Here is a 15,542-nt window from a genome sequence, read left to right on the forward strand (position 1 = left end):
GCTCAGGCTAAGTTGATAAGTCATCAAATGCGACACATATGAGAAGGTGTGTCGATTTGTCCGTTCAGTGGATGCGGGACGGCCCGCCCGCCCTGAACTGCGGGAACGAGCGGGCCGATCGGGAACGGGACGGATCGGACGGGCCGTCAGCGACGCCGGGAGCCACTCCCCCGGCCGAACACCCGACGGGTCAACAGCCCCACGGCCGCCGCGACCAGCAGCGCCCCGCAGGCCAGCCCGCGCCACCCGGTGGCCGCCGCCCGGTGCGCCGCCGCCACCGCGTCCGGCGGCGGCGCGGCCTGCGTCCGCGACGGCGCGGACGCGGACTCCCCGCCCGCCACCGGCGCGTCCGCGGCGGGCTCGTCGCCCCCCACTGGCTCCGGGTCGGAGGACACCGCCGGGGCGGCCGGGACGGACGCCGCGACGGGCGAGGACGAGCCGGCGGGCGGAGGCGTGGCGGACAGCACCGTCGCGGCCGCCGAAGGCTTCCGGGTCGAGGTCGGCACCGCGGCCGACGGCGTGCCGACCGGCGGCGGCGTGGTCGCGACCGGCGTCCCCCGGGTCGGCGTGGCCGTCGCGAGCGCGACCTGCCGGTCCGGCGCCCCGGGCGGCGCGGGCTCCGGCGCGACCCGGCCGTCCATCGGCTGGACGGCCGACGGCACCCCGACCGCGAGCAACTCGGACGGCTGCGGCACCACCGGCACATCCGGCTTGTCCGGCACACTCGGCACCACCGGCGACGGCACGTCCGACGGCACCGGCAGCGTCAGCGCGGGCTCGGCCGAACCCTCCGCCGAGGAGGGAGCAGCGGACGCGGAAGCAGACGGGCTCGCACCGGTCGGCTCGTCCGTCGGCGGCACCACGATCGGCAACAGCTCCGGCGGCACCGGGGACGACGACGCACTCGGTTCGGCGCTGGCGCTCGCCTCGGCACTCGGGCTCGGGCTCGCACCGCTCGTCGGCGACGCCGACGGCGTACCGGACGCAGCGACGGACGGCGAGGCCGACACCGACGCACTCGCACTCGGGCTCGCGCCGGTCGGCTCGTCCGTCGGCGGCACCACGATCGGCAACAACTCCGGCGACACCGGGACCGCCGGGGACGACGACGCACTCGGGAGCGCACTCAGTTCGGCACTCGGGCTCGGGCTCGCACCGCTCGTCGGCGACGCCGACGGTGTACCGGACGCAGCGACGGACGGCGAGGCCGACACCGACGCACTCGGGCTCGGGCTCGCGCCGGTCGGCTCGTCCGTCGACGGCACCACGATCGGCAACAACTCCGGAGACACCGGCACCACCACGTCCGGCACCGCCGGGAACGACGGAGGAGCACTCGCCGGGGCGTCGGACGCGGACGGCGAGGCCGACGCGCTCGGGCTCGGGTCGGCGCTGGTGCTGGTACTGGCGCTGGCGCTGGCGCTCGCCGTCGCGCTCGTCTCGGCAGCCGGGCCGGCACTGGCCTCGGCAGCCGGGCTCGTACTCGGGCTCGCACTCGGGCTCGTACTCGCACTCCCGCCCGCCGGGGCGGCGACGCGGACCGGCACCGGGTCGCCCGGGGTGCCGTTGCCCGCCGGGTCGGTGGCGGTGGGGAGGAGGGTGAGGTCGCCGGGGGCGAGGTCGCGGCCGGGGGTGCAGGACCAGGTGCCGTCGGGGGCGGTGACGGCGCTGCAGACGGTGGTGCGTTCGTCGCCGTGGCCGGTGGCGACGGTGACCGTGACGGTGGTGCCGGGCTCGGCGCGGCCGGTGAGTGCGGGGCGGGCGGTGTGCAGGAGTTCGCCGCTGCCGGGGGCGGTGAGCTGCGGGCGGTCGGGGGCGGCGGTGTCGACGGTGAGGGCGGCCGCCCTGCCGTCCGAGCGGTTGCCCGCGCCGTCGACGGCGCGCGGGGTGAGCTGGTAGCGGCCGTCGGCGAGGTTCTCGACCGGCAGGCAGGACCAGGTGCCGTCGGCGGCGACCGCGGTGGAGCAGAGCTCGCCGCCCTCGCCCCGGCCGGTGGCGTCCGCGGTGACGGTGACGGTGGAGCCGGGCTCGCCGAGCCCGGTGAGCAGCAGGCCGGGGTCGTTGGTGTAGGCGGGCAGGGTGAGCACGGGCGCGGTGGGGGGCGTGGTCCTGACGGTCAGCCGGAACTCGTCGCCGCGCAGCACCATGCCGCTGCGGGTGGTCTCCACCGGGGAGAGGGTGTGGGTGCCCTCGGCCAGCGGGCCGTCGGGGCGGCAGTTCCACGAGCCGTCGTTGCCGGCCTTGGCGGTGCACAGGGTGGTGCCGTTCTCCTGGACGGCGATGCTCGCCCCGGGGACGGCGCCGTCGCCGCGGAACTCGGGGCGGGTCTCCCGGGTGGTGGTGCCGGGGACGGGGAGGGCGACCTGCGGCTTGGCGGCGCCGATCGAGAGGGCGATCTTCTGGTCGACGACCTGCCCGGAGTCGGCGAAGCCGCCGGGGGCGACCAGCTGGGAGCCGCTGCGGGCCAGCCGCAGCCGGACCCAGGTGTCGCCGCCGGTCGCCCCGGGCGGGACCTGCCACTCCAGGGCGGCGTGGTCCGCCCCGTCGGGGACGTCGGTCTGGACGCGCTCCAGCGGGTCGAAGCGGCCGTTGTGGTCGAAGTCGATCCAGCCGGCCAGCACGGCGGGGCCGCTGCCCGGGTTGACCGGCACGTCCAGGTGGTAGGAGCGGCCGACGGCGGCCTCGGCGGGGAAGTGCAGCGTCGGGTCGGCGCCCTGGTACTCGGCGCGGCCGGGCTGGAGCTGCGGCGGGGGCGGGCTGGCCCAGGGGCTGCGGCGGCTCTCCCCGCCGTCGATCTCCACGCTGGGGGCGACCGGGCCGGCATCGGGGGACGGCGGTGGCGGGTCGGCGGGCGGGCCGGGCTGCAGCGGGGACTCGACGGACTGGGCGAGGCCGGGGCGGGCCCTGGTCGCCGAGGTGGCGGCGTCCTGCCCGAGGAACAGGTCGGACACCAGGTGCGAGACGTTCCCGTAGTCCTGCGGGGCGCTGCCGAGGCCCTCGTCGAGGGTGACGGTGTACGCCTGGCGGAGCGGGGCGGGCGGGGTGGTGGAGCCGTCCAGGGCGGTGGAGCGCTGCTCGACGCGCAGCGACACGGTGGAGACGGTGCCCGCGAGTTCGAGGGTGCCGGAGCCGTCGGCCGCGGGGAGCGGCCCGGCGTCGGGGGCGGGGGCCAGCTCGCCGGAGCCGACCGTCCAGCCGCGCCAGCCGGTGCGGCCGACCAGGGCGGGGGCGGCGGGGCTGCCGCCGGTGACGGTCAGCCGGGTGTCGGTGGAGGTGCTGCCGTTCTTCGAAGTCGCGGTGCCCGCGAGGCCGCTGACGTGCAGTCGGGGGTTGCGGACGGGGCGGGAGAAGGAGAGCTGGAGGGTGCCGAGGGTGTGCCAGGAGCCGTCGGCGCCGGGGCGGCGCTCGGCCGCCTGGAAGGTCTCGGCCGGGTCGCCCGGGCGGATGCCGTCGGTGTAGGGGCTGCCGCCGGCGGAGCGGTCGGCGAGCTTGCCGGGGGCGGCGTCGACGCCCACCCCGGGGACGGCCGCGTAGTCGAACTGGATGGCGAGGCCGGAGGGCAGCACGGCCCGCCGCTCGGCGGACCAGCCGTCCGGGCTCTGCTGGGCGGCCGACGGCGGCACGACGGCGCCGGTCAGCAGGCCGGTGGCGATCAGGACGGCGGTGCGCCGGCCGATCCTGGGACGCGGCCGGTCACGGTCGGCCGGGCGGGCGTCGGAGGCCGGGGCCCGGTGGGGGAACTGTCGGCACATCCGGCTCTCCTCTCGGTGTCGTCGGCCGCCTGGATCGCGGTCCGACCGCCATGCACCCGAATGCTCATGACGATCCGACAAAAGGGAATCACGATCTGGTTTCGGCCATACCGCAACACCCGGTCATTTCATCCGACACCACCCGATTGGCGGCCACTCGGTCAGCAGCATCGGGATACCCGCCCGACCCACCGTCAACTCCCATGAACAACCACCAATCGGGCACTACCGCCCAGTCGTTGACCATCGGTCACATCACCCTGTTCGAATTGGTGGGTTTATCAGTAGAGTCGGCGGGCGTGACGATTGATCCCACTCTCATCAAGAGCAGCTTCGCCGCCGTCGAGCCCCACGGCAGCGAGGTCACCGCCTACTTCTACACGCACCTGTTCGAGCACAACCCGGGCGTGCGCAAGCTCTTCGCCGAGCACATGAACGAGCAGCAGGACCGCCTCTGGGCCGCCATCGGCACCCTGGTCAACAAGCTCGAGGACACCGACACCGTGGTCAACGTGCTCCAGGGCCTGGGCCGCCGGCACGCCGGCTACGGCGCCCTCCCCGAGCACTTCCCCGCCGTCGGCGCCAGCCTGCTCGCCTCCCTCGCCCACTTCGCGGGCGACGCCTGGACCCCGGAGATCGAAGCCGCGTGGACGGCGCTCTACGGCGTCGTCACGGATGTCATGAGCGCGGCGATGACCGAAGAAGCCGCGGGCTGAGAGCCTCCCGGTGCCCTTCGACCCTGCGGTCATCCGCGCCAGCTTCGCCGTCGTCGAGCGCCGCGCCGATCAGCTGACCAAGTTCTTCTACGCCCACCTGTTCACCAACAACCCCGGTGTCGAAGAGCTCTTTCCGGCCAGGCTCGCCGAACAGCGCGACCGCCTGTTCGCCGCACTCACCCAACTCGTGGTGCGGCTGGAGGAGCCGGAGAAACTCACCGGCTACCTGGCGGCACTCGGACGCGACCACCGGAAGTTCCAGGCCGCGCCCGAGCACTACCCCGCCGTCGGCGCCAGCCTGATCGCCGCGCTCAAGCACTTCTCCGGCCACTACTGGACCCCCGAGATCGAGAAGGCCTGGCTCGAGGCCTTCACCGTCATCTCCAAGGCCATGATCGACGCCGCCGCGGCCGTCCCCGACTCCGTCCCGGCCTGGTGGAACGCCGAGGTCGTCGACCTCCGCCGGGCCACCCCCGACCTGGCGGTGCTCACCCTGCGGCCCGACCGGCCGTACCCGTACACCGCCGGCCAGTACCTGACGGTCTGCTCCGACCGTCGCCCGCAGGTCTGGCGGCCCTACTCCGTCGCCTGTGCCCCCCGCCCCGACAACACCCTGGAACTGCACGTCCGCCGGGTCCCCGACGGGCTGGTGTCCACCGCGCTGGTCAACGAGGTCCGGCTCGGCGAGAGCGTCCGGGTCGGGCCGCCGCTCGGCGACGCCGTGCTCGCCCCCGGCTCCGACCGGCCGCTGCTGATGGTCGCGGCCGGTACCGGCTGGGCCCCCGTCAAGGCGCTCCTGGAACAGCTCGCCCGGGACGGCGGGCGGCCCACCACGGTCTTCGTCGCCGCCCGCGGGGACGAGGACCAGTACGACCTGGACACCGTGCACGCCCTGGTCAAGGAACACTCCTGGCTGCACGCCGTGCTCTCCGCACCCGACCGCGGCGCCTCCCGCAGCGAGGCCGCCCGGCTGCTGCGCGAGGGCCTGAGCGGGTACGGGGACTGCTCCGGCCACGACGTCCACCTGTCCGGCCCGCCCGACCTCGTCCCCGCCGTCCGCGCCCAACTCCTGGAGCAGGGCGCCGAGTCCGAACACGTCCGGCACGACCCCGTCACGCCCACCTTCAACCGCAGCCGCCCGCTCACCCCCGCGGAGTGGTTCCTGGAGGAGCGCGACGTGCCCTGGATCAACCGGACCGAACTCGGCTGACGCCGGCCCTGCCGCCCCCCGACCACCACAACGGGGGACGGCAGGGCCGACGACACCCGCTCCGGCGCCCCCGGGAACGGCGAAGGCCCCGGGTGGTCACCCGGGGCCTTCGGCTGGTGCGCTCAGCAGGATTCGAACCTGCAACCTCTTGATCCGTAGTCAAGTGCTCTATCCGTTGAGCTATGAGCGCTCGGACGGCCCCTTGCGGAACCGCGAGCGGAGTTTGGTGCGCTCAGCAGGATTCGAACCTGCAACCTCTTGATCCGTAGTCAAGTGCTCTATCCGTTGAGCTATGAGCGCTCGCCCCGGCGGACTGGCCTCCTGGGCGGTGCGGGGACAACATTACATGACCGTCGACCAGGGGCGAAATTGATTGCCGCGGGCCCCGGCCAGGCCCGGCCGGGCCCGGACATCCGCCGGACAACGCAGGAACCCCGCCGGTCAGTGACCGACGGGGCTCCCGGTGAGCGGAGGCGGAGGGATTTGAACCCTCGATGGACGGTAAAGCCCAAACCGCATTAGCAGTGCGGCGCCATAGACCGGACTAGGCGACGCCTCCAACACCCGGACCGCGACCGGCACTCCGGCGCGTTCCGTGCGACTGCGATGATGCCATAGCCGACGGCCCCGGCACCAACCACCACAACGATACTGGCCGGGTCGTCCACGGCGCAAAGAAGAATGAGATACTTCCCTCTCCGAGGAGAGCCAGAGCCGCCCGTCGCAGCGGCGGCCCGAAGCCGTGAGGAGACCTGTCGACGTGAGCAGCAGGCCGACCCGAGGCGCTGCTCGCCTCGCCGCGATACTCGATGCACTGCCCGACCCGCTGCTGCTGGTGAACAGCAACGGCACCGTGGTCGACGTCAACAAGGCCGCCGTGGAGAGCCTGCAGGCACCCGGCACCTCGCTGGTCGGAATGGGCGTGCTGGACCTGCTGCCGGAGTTCGACCCCAGTCGGATCCCGGGTTCCATGCGGCCCCCCGCGAGCGAGACCGAGAGCCTTGACCGACCGGTCCGGATGACCGCCCGCCGCACCGACGGCACCGCCTTCACCGTCGAGGTGTCCGGCAACGACTTCACCGACGAGGGCGGCGGGGAGGCACACGGCTTCCTGTCCTTCGCCACCAACGACCAGGGCCTGCTGCTGCTCCTGGTCCGCGACATGTCGGCCCGCCTGGGGGTGGAGTCCGAGCTGCGGCGCCAGCACAAGCAGACCGAGATGATCCTGCGGGCCGCCGCCGAGGGTGTCCTCGGCGTCGACCTGGAGGGCCGCGTGGTGCTGGTCAACCCGGCCGCCGCGCACATCCTGGACTTCCGGGCCAGCGAGCTCGGCGGCCGCGAGCTGCACCCGCTGATCCAGCACTCGCAGCCCGACGGCAGCCCGCTCGCCGCCGAGAGCTCCGCGCTGGTGGACACCCTGCACTCCGGCCGCAAGCACCGGATCCGCAACACCGTGCTGTGGCGCAAGGACGGCCGTCCGGTCACCGTCGACCTGACCACCGCCCCGGTCCGGGACGGCGAGCAGCTGGTCGGCGCGGTGATGACCTTCACCGACCGCACCCGCGAGCTGGCCCTCGCCGCCCGCAACGAGCACCTCACCGCCGTCCTGGAGTCCGAGCTCGGCGGGGCGCTCACCGCCCTGCACGGCCGGATCGACGCGCTCGCCGCCGACCCCGCCGGACAGCTGTGGCCCGAGGCCAACTGGACGCTGCGCCGGCTCGCCGACGAGTGCCGCCGGTTCGGCCGGCTGATCGACGGCGTCCTGGAGCACCAGCGCTTCGAGGACGCCGCCGACCGCGGCAAGGCCGCCCTGGAGCGCGAGCGGGTCGGTCTGGACGAGGTCGTGCAGCTCGCCGTCGAACGGGCCGGGGAACTGGTCGGGCCCGGCCGGGTCCGCTACTCGGTGCACGCCGCCGCCGTGAAGGTGCTCGCCGACCGCGAGCGGCTCGCCCGGGCGCTCGCCCACCTGGTCGCCGACGTCAGCGGCGTCACGCCCGTCCCCGAGCCCGCCCGGGCCGAGGGCGAGGCCGCCCCCGCCGGGGCGCCGGGGCGCCGTTCGCCGGGCCCGCACCGGCCGACGGGCAGCCCCCATGGTGGTGCTGGCCGCCGCCCGGCGCGGCGACGTCGCCCGGGTCGAGGTCCGCGGTCCCGCCCGCAGCTCCAGCGCCGTCCACCTGCCGATCGCCCGCGCCGCCGTCGAGCGGCACGGCGGGGTGCTGCAGCGCCACGACCTGCCCGCCGGGGCCGGTGCCACCTACGTGGTGGAGCTGCCGCTCGACCCCGACGGCGACGCGTCCGGCGGCCCGGACAAGCAGCAGCACGTGCCCAAGGACTCCGACACCGCGATGATCCCGGACCTGCCGGGCCAGGCCGCCCCGGCCGAGCCGCGGCCGGCCGCCGACGCGCCGTCGGGAGCCGCCGCGGACGAGTCCGGCGCCGAGCGCGCCGAGGCCCGGGCCGACGACACCCAGGGCTCCGGGCGGCGCCGGGCCCGGAACGCCGGGGCGCCGGCCGCGGCGGGAGCCGGGCAGGCCCGCGCGGGCCGATCGCGCTCGGCGCCGGACCGGGCCGGACGACACCGCCGGCGGCGGTGTCGCCGCCGACCCGGCCGAGGGCGCCACCCGCTCCGGGCGCCGGGCCCGCCGGGCCGCCACCCAGACCTCGTCCGGCGACAGCTCCGGGGCGCTGCACATCCCCGGCGTGCCCGACCCCGGGACGCCGGTCTACCCCGGCCTGGAGAACGCGCTGGCGGTCTCGACGCCGGAACCGGTCACCCCGACCGCCCAGCCCACCGGGCGTCGGCGGCGGCTGGCCCTGCCCGCCGACCTGGCGGAGAGCGCGGAGGAGGTCACGGCCGTCCTGCCGCCCGTCCCCGCCGGCGACCCCGCGCCGCCCGGTGGCGCGGCGCCCGCCGGTGCCCGCAGGCCGACCCGGCCCGGACCGGTGCGGCCCAGGCGGGGGCGGCTCAGGCGGGTGCGGCTCAGGCGGGTGCGGCTCAGGCCGGCGCGGCTCAGGCCGGCGCGGCTCAGGTGGGGGCGCCGGAGTCGGCCGCGCTGGAGGTCGCCCGTCCCGCCGCACCGGCGCTGCCCGCCGCGCCGGACGCCGCCGGGGAGGACCGGCCGCAGCCGGTCGGCAGCGGCCTGGGCGAACTGCTGCCGCCGCGGCCGATGGGCGGCTTCCAGGCCGCTTTCCCGGGCGCGTTCCCAGGTGCCCAGGCGCCCGGCCAGGCGCCCGCCGCGAACGCGCTGCCCGCCGCCGGGAGCACCCCGCCCGCGGTCGACCCGACGCTGCTGAACGGCCAGCGCCTGAACGGGCAGGCCCCGCAGGGCGGCTCCGGCGAGACCGGCGGCCCGGGCTCGGCCCTGGCGCTGCCCGGCGGCGCCCCGGTCGAGGGGCGCACCCCGCCCCGGCCGGTCGCCGAACTCGCCCCCGCCCGCGACCAGGCGCCGGACGGCCCGCGCCCGCTGCTGGTGTGGCCCGAGCCCGACCCGTCCACCCGGGGCGCGCTGGAGACCCGCGGCTTCCGTCCGGTCGTCGTCGCCTCCCGCGAGGAGGTGGACGCGCAGGTGCCGCAGGCCCCCGCCGCGCTGTTCGTCGACCCGCTGACCGGCCCGATCACCCGCACCGCGCTGCAGTCGCTGCGCACCGCCGCACTGGCCGGGCGGGTGCCGGTGCTGCTGGCCGCCGGCCTCGGCCAGGCCACCCGGGACGCCGCGTACGGCGCGGACCCGGCGGTGCTGCTGCGGGCGCTCGCGCCCCGGGACGGCGAGAACCACGCGGCCCGGGTGCTGCTGGTGGAGTCCGACCCGGAGGTCGCGGCGGCGCTGGTGGCCAGCCTGGAGCGGCGCGGCATGCACGTCGAGCACGCCTCCGACGAGAACGAGGCGGTGGCCCGGGCCAGCAGCATCCAGCCGAACCTGGTGGTGCTGGACCTGCAGCGGATCGAGCGCCGCAACCTCGGGCTGCTCGACTGGCTGCGCGCCAACGACCGGCTGCACCGCACCCCGCTGGTCGTCTACACCTCGGCCGACCTGGACCCGCAGGCCCGGGCCGGGTTGCGCACCGGCGAGAACGTGCTGTTCCTCGCCGAGCGCTCCACCACCGAGGACGTGCAGGGCCGGATCGTCGAACTGCTGGCCCGGATCGGCACCTTGGGCCAGCCCGTGACGGCGGGCAGCGGCGCCTCGTTCTGACGCCGCGTCAACTGCCCTGCGCAGGTGGCCCGGCCGACGGGAGGCGGGCCACCAGGCGGGCGCCGTACGGGTGTTCGGCGGCGGCCAGGGTGCCGCCGTGGTGCTCGGCGAGGTCCCGGGCGATGGCCAGTCCCAGCCCTGCGCCGCCGAGTTCGCGGCTGCGGGCGTCGTCGAGCCGGGTGAACCGCTCGAACACCCGCTCCCGGTCCGGCTCCGGGATGCCGGGCCCGTCGTCGCGCACCTCCAGCACCACCTCGTCGTCCTCGACGGCGAGTTGGACCTCGATGCGGCGGTCCGCGTAGCGCTGGGCGTTGTCCACCAGGTTGGTGAGCATCCTGGTCAGCCAGGTGCGGTTGCCCAGCACCCTTGCCCCATCGGCGAGTTCGGCCCGAACGGGGACGCGGTCGGCCGGGCGGGCGTCCAGCACGTCGGCGAACAGCACGTCCAGGTCGAGGAGTTCGGTGGCGACCGGGTCGGCGGCGTCCAGCCGGGCGAGCAGCAGCAGGTCCGCGGCGAGGTCCTGGAGGCGGACGGTGTCCTGGAGGGCGTCGGCGAGCAGTTCGGGCCACAGTTCCGGGTCGGGGTGGGCCAGCGCGACCTCCAGCTGGGTGCGCAACACGGCGATGGGGCTGCGCAGTTCGTGCGAGGCGTCGGCGATGAAGCGGCGCTGGCGCTGCCCGGCGTCCTCCAGCCGGTCCAGGGTGGAGTTGACGGTGACGGCCAGCCGGGAGACCTCGTCGCCGGTGCCCGGCACCGGCACCCGGCGGTGCAGGTCGTGACCGGTGATCTCGGCGACCTCGGAGCGGATCGCCTCCACCGGGCGCAGCGCCCGGCCGGTCACCCGCCAGGTCACCAGGGCCACCAGGGCCACCAGCAGCGGCAGGGCGACGGCGAGCGCGGCGGTGGCGATCCGCTCGGCCGCCGCCACCGGCCCCAGGGAGGCCGAGGAGTAGACCACGAGGTTCCCGTCCGGGCCGTTGACGGACACCGAGACCACCTGCTGCCCGGAGTCGCTCATCAGCTGTCCGACGTAGCGTTCGCCCGCCGGGTCCGGCAGCCGCCACTCGCGCCCGCGGTCGAACGGCTCGGGCGCCGGCGGCACCGCCGGTACCGGCGGCAGCGGCGGTAGCGACAGGCCGAACCCGGGCACCAGGTCGGACGTGGTCGCGATCAGGCTGCCCCGCTCGTCGATCACCCGGACGGTTCCGTTGTCGGTGCCCACGATGATCCGCGGCAGGTGCCCGCGCTCCGCCAGCGCGGCCACCTTGTCGGCCTGCCGGGCGGCGTTCTGCCGGACGTCCCGGGTCAGGTTGGCCTGCAGCACGCCGACCAGGGCCAGTGCGGTGCCGCCCAGGGCGAGGGCCACCACGGCGGTGGCGGCGAAGGTCGCCCGGGCCCGCACCGAGCGCGGCACCAGTCGGCGCAGGGCTCGGTACGGGGCCCGGCACAGTGCTGCGCGCAACGCCCGGTGCGGGGCCCGGCGCAGGGCTGGGCGCAGGGCTCGCTGAAGGGCTCGGTGCAGGGGCCCCGCCCGGTCAGCCACCGTCCACCGCCAGCCGGTAGCCGGCCCCGCGCACCGTGCCGACCGCGCTGCGGCCGAACGGGGCGTCGATCTTCCGGCGCAGGGCGCTGATGTGCACCTCGACGATGTTGGGATCGCCGTCGAACGCGGCGTCCCAGACGCTCTCCAGGATCTCCCGCTTGGACACCACCCCGCCGGACGCCCGGGCCAGGCACTCCAGCACCGCGAACTCCCGTGTGGTCAGCCGCACTTCGGCGCCCGCCCGGGTGCAGGTCCGGCGGGCCGGGTCGATCGCCAGGTCGCCGAACTCCAGGGTCTGCGGCAGGCGGCGCCCGGTGCGGCGGACCAGGGCGCGCAGCCGGGCGACCAGCACCACGTACGAGAACGGCTTGGAGAGGAAGTCGTCGGCGCCGGTGTCCAGGGCCTCGGCCTCGTCGAGTTCGCCGTCCTTGGCGGTGAGCATCAGGATCGGTGTCTCGTCACCGGCCGCGCGCAGCCGGGCGCAGACCCGGTAGCCGTTCAGCCCGGGCAGCATGATGTCGAGCACGATCACGTCGTAGTCGTGCTCGGTGGCCAGCCACAGCCCCTCCGCGCCGTCGTGGGCGAGGTCGACGGCGAAGCCCTCGGCCCGCAGCCCGCGCTGCAGCGTGGCGGCGAGCCGCCGTTCGTCCTCCACCACCAGTACGCGCATGGCAGACAGCGTCGCAGGCGTCCGGCCCGGGCGGCGGGGCGGCTTCAGCCTGGCTTCAGGCGGGCGGTTGCATGCTGGGCGCCCGGCCGGACGGGATCGGTCCCCGGCCGCGTTCCCAGGAGGGGGTCGTACCCGCATGTCCGCACCGCAGTCGCCCGAGCCCGCGCCCGCGTCTGATTCCGAGTCCGCGTCCGCGTCCGAAACCGTGCCCGTGTCCGAAACCGTGCCCGTGTCCGCGTCCGCGCCGGTCGCGGAGTCCGGGCCCGAGCTGACCAAGCCGCCGCTGCCGGAGCCCGAGGCCGCACCCGCCGCACCCGCTGCACCCACCGCGTCCCGGCGTTCGGTGCGGCTGCCCCGGCGGCGCGGGGTGCGCTGGGTGCTGGGCGCCGCCGTGGCGGTCGTACTGGGCGTGGCGGCCGTCGGCGCGGGGGTGGCGCTGGAGCGCCACCACGACCGCGGGGGGCCCGGGTTCGGCCGCGCCTACGCGGTGCAGGGCCCGGTCCGCGTCCCCGGCCTTCCCGATCTCCCCGGCCTCCCCGAACTCCCCGAACTCCCCGGCTCGACCGGCCAGTTGGTGATCACCGACCGGGACGGGTCGGTCCGGGTCCTCCCCGGCGACGGGGCGCTGCCGCCCGGCGTCACCATCCGGCAGGACGGCCCGGCCGGCGCGGGTGCTGCGGTCGGCCCGGACGGGAGGCTCGCCCCCGCCGCGCTGCCCGCCGTCCCCGCCGACCAGGCGCTGGCCAAGGCCGCCGCGGCCGTCCCGAACGGCAAGGTGGCCGCCCTCTCGGTGGTCGGCCGCGAGGGCGGCGGCAGCTCCTGGTCGGTGGAGGTGCTCGGCGCGGACGGCGTCCGCCACCTGGTGACGGTCGACGGCACCGACGGGTCGGTCACCGGCAACACCACCGGCACCGCGGCCGCCGGGCGCTGAGGCCCGCACCGGGCCGGGGCCGGGGCCGGACTGCTTCGTACGGCGGGGACGGCCCCGGGGCCGGGGTCAGTGGTAGGCGTGGACCACCGCGTGGCCCCGGCCGCGGCCGATCAGCCAGCGGTTGACCGGGACGGTGACCAGGAAGGCCAGCACCAGGGAACCGGCCAGCGACACCCAGAACAGGAGCTGGCCGAGGCCCGCGTCCATCGCCCCGGGCACGGCCACCATGACGCCGTTGTCGATCAGCTCCATCACGATGATCGACACGGTGTCGGCGGCCAGCGCGACCTTGAGCGCGTCCCGGAGGGGCAGACCGGCCTTCAGCACGCCGCGCATGGTCAGCGCGTAGCCGAACACGAAGGCGAGCGCGATCGACAGCACCACCGTCGCGCCGTTGTGCAGGCCGAGGCCCACGCCGATCACCTGGCCGAGCACCTCGCCGATGGCGCAGCCGGTGAGGCAGTGCAGTGTCGCCTGCGCGGCGGTGCGCCAGCTGCTGCCGCCGCCGTGGGCGCGGGCGTGGTGCGCGTGACCCGCGTGCTGCTGGTGACCGGTGCGGTGCGCGTGCTCGTTCGCGTGCGCGTGTGTGTTCTCGTGCGCGTGCTCGTGCTGTGCGTGGTGGTGCTCGTGCTCCGGGTGCGTGCTGTGCTCCATGACGGCCCTCCTCGTCCGGTCCGGCGGGTTTCCCCGACCACCGGGAACGTTATACCCCCCAGGGGTATTCCGAACCGGTTCTCCGGATCTTCGCGAGGAGGGCCGCCCGGCAGCCCCGCGTCAGCCCTTGTCCGCCTTGCCGAGCACCGTCACGTCGAGGCGGTCGGCCGCGTAGTCCGCACGGATCACCTTCTTGTCGAACTTGCCGACCGAGGTCTTCGGCACCGACTCGATCAGCGACCAGCGCTCCGGCAGCTGCCAGGAGGCGACCCGCTCGGCCAGGAAGGCCCGCAGCTCGGGCAGCCCGGCCGTGGCGCCGGGGCGCAGCACCACGGTGGCCAGCGGGCGCTCGCCCCACTTCTCGTCCGGGACGGCCACCACGGCGGCCTCGGCGACCTCGGGGTGGGCCATCAGGTGGTTCTCCAGCGCGACCGAGCTGATCCACTCGCCGCCGGACTTGATCACGTCCTTGGCGCGGTCGGTGAGCGTCAGGTAGCCGTCGGCGGTGATGGTGCCGACGTCGCCGGTGCGCAGCCAGCCGTCCGGGCTGAACTTGTCCTCGGGCGCCTCGGCCTCGTTGCCCGCGCCGCCGAAGTACGCCGCGGCGATCCACGGCCCGCGCACCTCCAGCTCGCCCTCGGCGACGCCGTCGTGCGGCATCGTCTCGCCGCCGGGGCCGACCAGCCGGGCCTGCACGGAGGACGGGAAGACACCCTGGGTGACCCGGTACGCCCACTCCTCCTCGCCGGTGGCGCCGGCCGGCGGGTGGGCGACGGTGCCCAGCGGGGAGGTCTCGGTCATGCCCCAGGCGTGGATCACCCGGATGCCGTGCCGCTCCTCGAACGCCTTCATCAGCGCGGGCGGACAGGCCGAGCCGCCGATGACGACGGTCTCCAGGGTGGAGGTGTCGTAGTCGCCGGCGTCCAGCTCGTCCAGCAGGCCGGTCCAGATGGTCGGGACGGCGGCGCCGAAGGTCGGCTTGATCCGGTCGATCATCTCGGCGAGCGGCTTGGGCTGCAGGAAGCGGTCCGGCATCAGCAGGCTCGAACCGGTCATGAACGCCGCGTGCGGGATGCCCCAGGCGTTGACGTGGAACATCGGGACGACCGGCAGCACGGTGTCCCGGGCGGTCAGGCCGAAGCTGGCGGCGGCGATGATCTGCATCGAGTGCAGGTAGATCGAGCGGTGGCTGTACACCACGCCCTTGGGGTCGCCGGTGGTGCCGGAGGTGTAGCAGAGCGCGGCGGCCTGCTTCTCGTCGATGTCGGTCTGCCACGGGTAGTCGGTCGGGCGGCCCGCGAGCAGGTCCTCGTAGTCGTGCACCGTCCCGCCGAACCCGGCCAGCAGCGCCGGGTCGTACGCCCCCGCCACCACCACGTGCTCGACGGTGCCGGCCAGCTGCGGCAGCACGGCGGCCAGCAGCGGCAGCACCGAACCGTTGACGATCACCACCCGGTCCGCGGCGTGCTTGACGATGTAGACCAGCTGGTGGGCGGGCAGCCGCAGGTTCAGGGTGTGCAGCACGGCGCCCATCGACGGTATCGCCAGGTACGCCTCCTGGTGCTCGGTGTTGTTCCACATCAGGGTGCCGACCGGCTCGCCCCCGGAGACCCCGAACTCCTCGCGCAGCGCGTGCGCCAGCTGCGCGGCACGGGCCCCGACCTCGGCGAAGGTGCGCACCTGCGGGCCGCCCTCGGTCCAGGTGGTGACGGTCGAACGGCCGTGGACGGTGGCCCCGTGCTGCAGAATCCGGGCGACGGTGAGCGGAACGTCCTGCATCGTGCTGTACACGGGGTCCTCCTTGACCGGCGGCACGTTGCTACTCGCAGGTAGCAACCGATTCCTACGATTGTTTCCCGGTCCTCCCCCGCTG

General features: G+C 75.4%; 9 protein-coding genes, 3 tRNA genes and 1 pseudogene. 5 read left to right on the forward strand and 8 right to left on the reverse strand.

The window, feature by feature from the left end:
* Nucleotides 1–146: 146 nt before the first annotated feature.
* Nucleotides 147–3,752 (reverse strand): Ig-like domain-containing protein, encoded by a 3,606-nt coding sequence (locus tag HUT16_RS16550; protein ID WP_176188939.1) that lies wholly within the window; start codon nucleotides 3,750–3,752, stop codon nucleotides 147–149.
* Between the two features lie 203 nt (nucleotides 3,753–3,955).
* Here HUT16_RS16550 and HUT16_RS16555 point away from each other — a divergent pair, with 203 nt between their 5' ends.
* Together HUT16_RS16555 and HUT16_RS16560 are read left to right on the forward strand one after the other, a co-directional pair.
* Nucleotides 3,956–4,468 (forward strand): globin family protein, encoded by a 513-nt coding sequence (locus tag HUT16_RS16555; protein WP_176188940.1) that lies wholly within the window; start codon nucleotides 3,956–3,958, stop codon nucleotides 4,466–4,468.
* Nucleotides 4,469–4,478: 10 nt separating this feature from the next.
* Nucleotides 4,479–5,678, forward strand: coding sequence for a globin domain-containing protein (locus HUT16_RS16560; RefSeq protein WP_176188941.1), 1,200 nt, complete (start codon nucleotides 4,479–4,481; stop codon nucleotides 5,676–5,678).
* A gap of 114 nt (nucleotides 5,679–5,792) precedes the next feature.
* Here the strand turns inward: HUT16_RS16560 and HUT16_RS16565 are convergent.
* The 3 genes from HUT16_RS16565 to HUT16_RS16575 form a co-directional block, all read right to left on the reverse strand.
* Nucleotides 5,793–5,868, reverse strand: a tRNA-Arg gene (locus tag HUT16_RS16565).
* 34 nt (nucleotides 5,869–5,902) lie between these two features.
* Nucleotides 5,903–5,978 (reverse strand) — tRNA-Arg (locus HUT16_RS16570).
* A 168-nt stretch (nucleotides 5,979–6,146) separates the two neighbouring features.
* A tRNA-Ser gene (locus tag HUT16_RS16575) sits at nucleotides 6,147–6,237 on the reverse strand.
* 276 nt (nucleotides 6,238–6,513) lie between these two features.
* On the opposite strand from HUT16_RS16575, the pseudogene HUT16_RS38220 reads away from it, so the two are divergent.
* Nucleotides 6,514–7,185, forward strand: a pseudogene (locus HUT16_RS38220) (PAS domain-containing protein); the annotation flags it as partial.
* 1,522 nt (nucleotides 7,186–8,707) lie between these two features.
* Nucleotides 8,708–9,871 carry a response regulator gene (locus HUT16_RS38225; RefSeq protein ID WP_254897835.1) on the forward strand — a complete coding sequence of 388 codons (1,164 nt, stop codon included), beginning with the start codon at nucleotides 8,708–8,710 and terminating at the stop codon, nucleotides 9,869–9,871.
* Between the two features lie 7 nt (nucleotides 9,872–9,878).
* Here the strand turns inward: HUT16_RS38225 and HUT16_RS16585 are convergent, their stop codons facing one another.
* Nucleotides 9,879–11,333 carry a cell wall metabolism sensor histidine kinase WalK gene (locus HUT16_RS16585; RefSeq protein ID WP_254897836.1) on the reverse strand — a complete coding sequence of 485 codons (1,455 nt, stop codon included), beginning with the start codon at nucleotides 11,331–11,333 and terminating at the stop codon, nucleotides 9,879–9,881.
* Between the two features lie 73 nt (nucleotides 11,334–11,406).
* Nucleotides 11,407–12,084, reverse strand: coding sequence for a response regulator transcription factor (locus HUT16_RS16590; RefSeq protein WP_176188942.1), 678 nt, complete (start codon nucleotides 12,082–12,084; stop codon nucleotides 11,407–11,409).
* Nucleotides 12,085–12,295: 211 nt separating this feature from the next.
* Between HUT16_RS16590 and HUT16_RS16595 the strand changes: the two genes are divergently transcribed.
* Nucleotides 12,296–13,015 carry a hypothetical protein gene (locus tag HUT16_RS16595; RefSeq protein WP_176188943.1) on the forward strand — a complete coding sequence of 240 codons (720 nt, stop codon included), beginning with the start codon at nucleotides 12,296–12,298 and terminating at the stop codon, nucleotides 13,013–13,015.
* A 66-nt stretch (nucleotides 13,016–13,081) separates the two neighbouring features.
* Here the strand turns inward: HUT16_RS16595 and HUT16_RS16600 are convergent, their stop codons facing one another.
* Together HUT16_RS16600 and HUT16_RS16605 are read right to left on the reverse strand one after the other, a co-directional pair.
* Nucleotides 13,082–13,669, reverse strand: a complete 588-nt coding sequence (locus HUT16_RS16600) for a DUF4396 domain-containing protein (RefSeq protein ID WP_176188944.1) — start codon at nucleotides 13,667–13,669, stop codon at nucleotides 13,082–13,084.
* Nucleotides 13,670–13,789: 120 nt separating this feature from the next.
* A complete protein-coding gene (locus HUT16_RS16605; protein WP_176188945.1) occupies nucleotides 13,790–15,460 on the reverse strand; it encodes a long-chain fatty acid--CoA ligase in 1,671 nt (556 codons plus the stop codon).
* Nucleotides 15,461–15,542 lie beyond the last annotated feature (82 nt).

This window comes from Kitasatospora sp. NA04385 (assembly GCF_013364235.1).
Taxonomy (GTDB): Bacteria; Actinomycetota; Actinomycetes; order Streptomycetales; family Streptomycetaceae; genus Kitasatospora.

What these genes read in the sequence shown, in the direction of transcription:
- HUT16_RS16600 (WP_176188944.1), bottom strand. Translation starts at nt 13,669, where the DNA reads ATGGAGCACAGCACGCACCCGGAGCACGAGCACCACCACGCACAGCAC.
- HUT16_RS16550 (WP_176188939.1), bottom strand. Translation starts at nt 3,752, where the DNA reads ATGTGCCGACAGTTCCCCCACCGGGCCCCGGCCTCCGACGCCCGCCCG.
- HUT16_RS16590 (WP_176188942.1), bottom strand. Translation starts at nt 12,084, where the DNA reads ATGCGCGTACTGGTGGTGGAGGACGAACGGCGGCTCGCCGCCACGCTG.
- HUT16_RS16555 (WP_176188940.1), top strand. Translation starts at nt 3,956, where the DNA reads ATGAACAACCACCAATCGGGCACTACCGCCCAGTCGTTGACCATCGGT.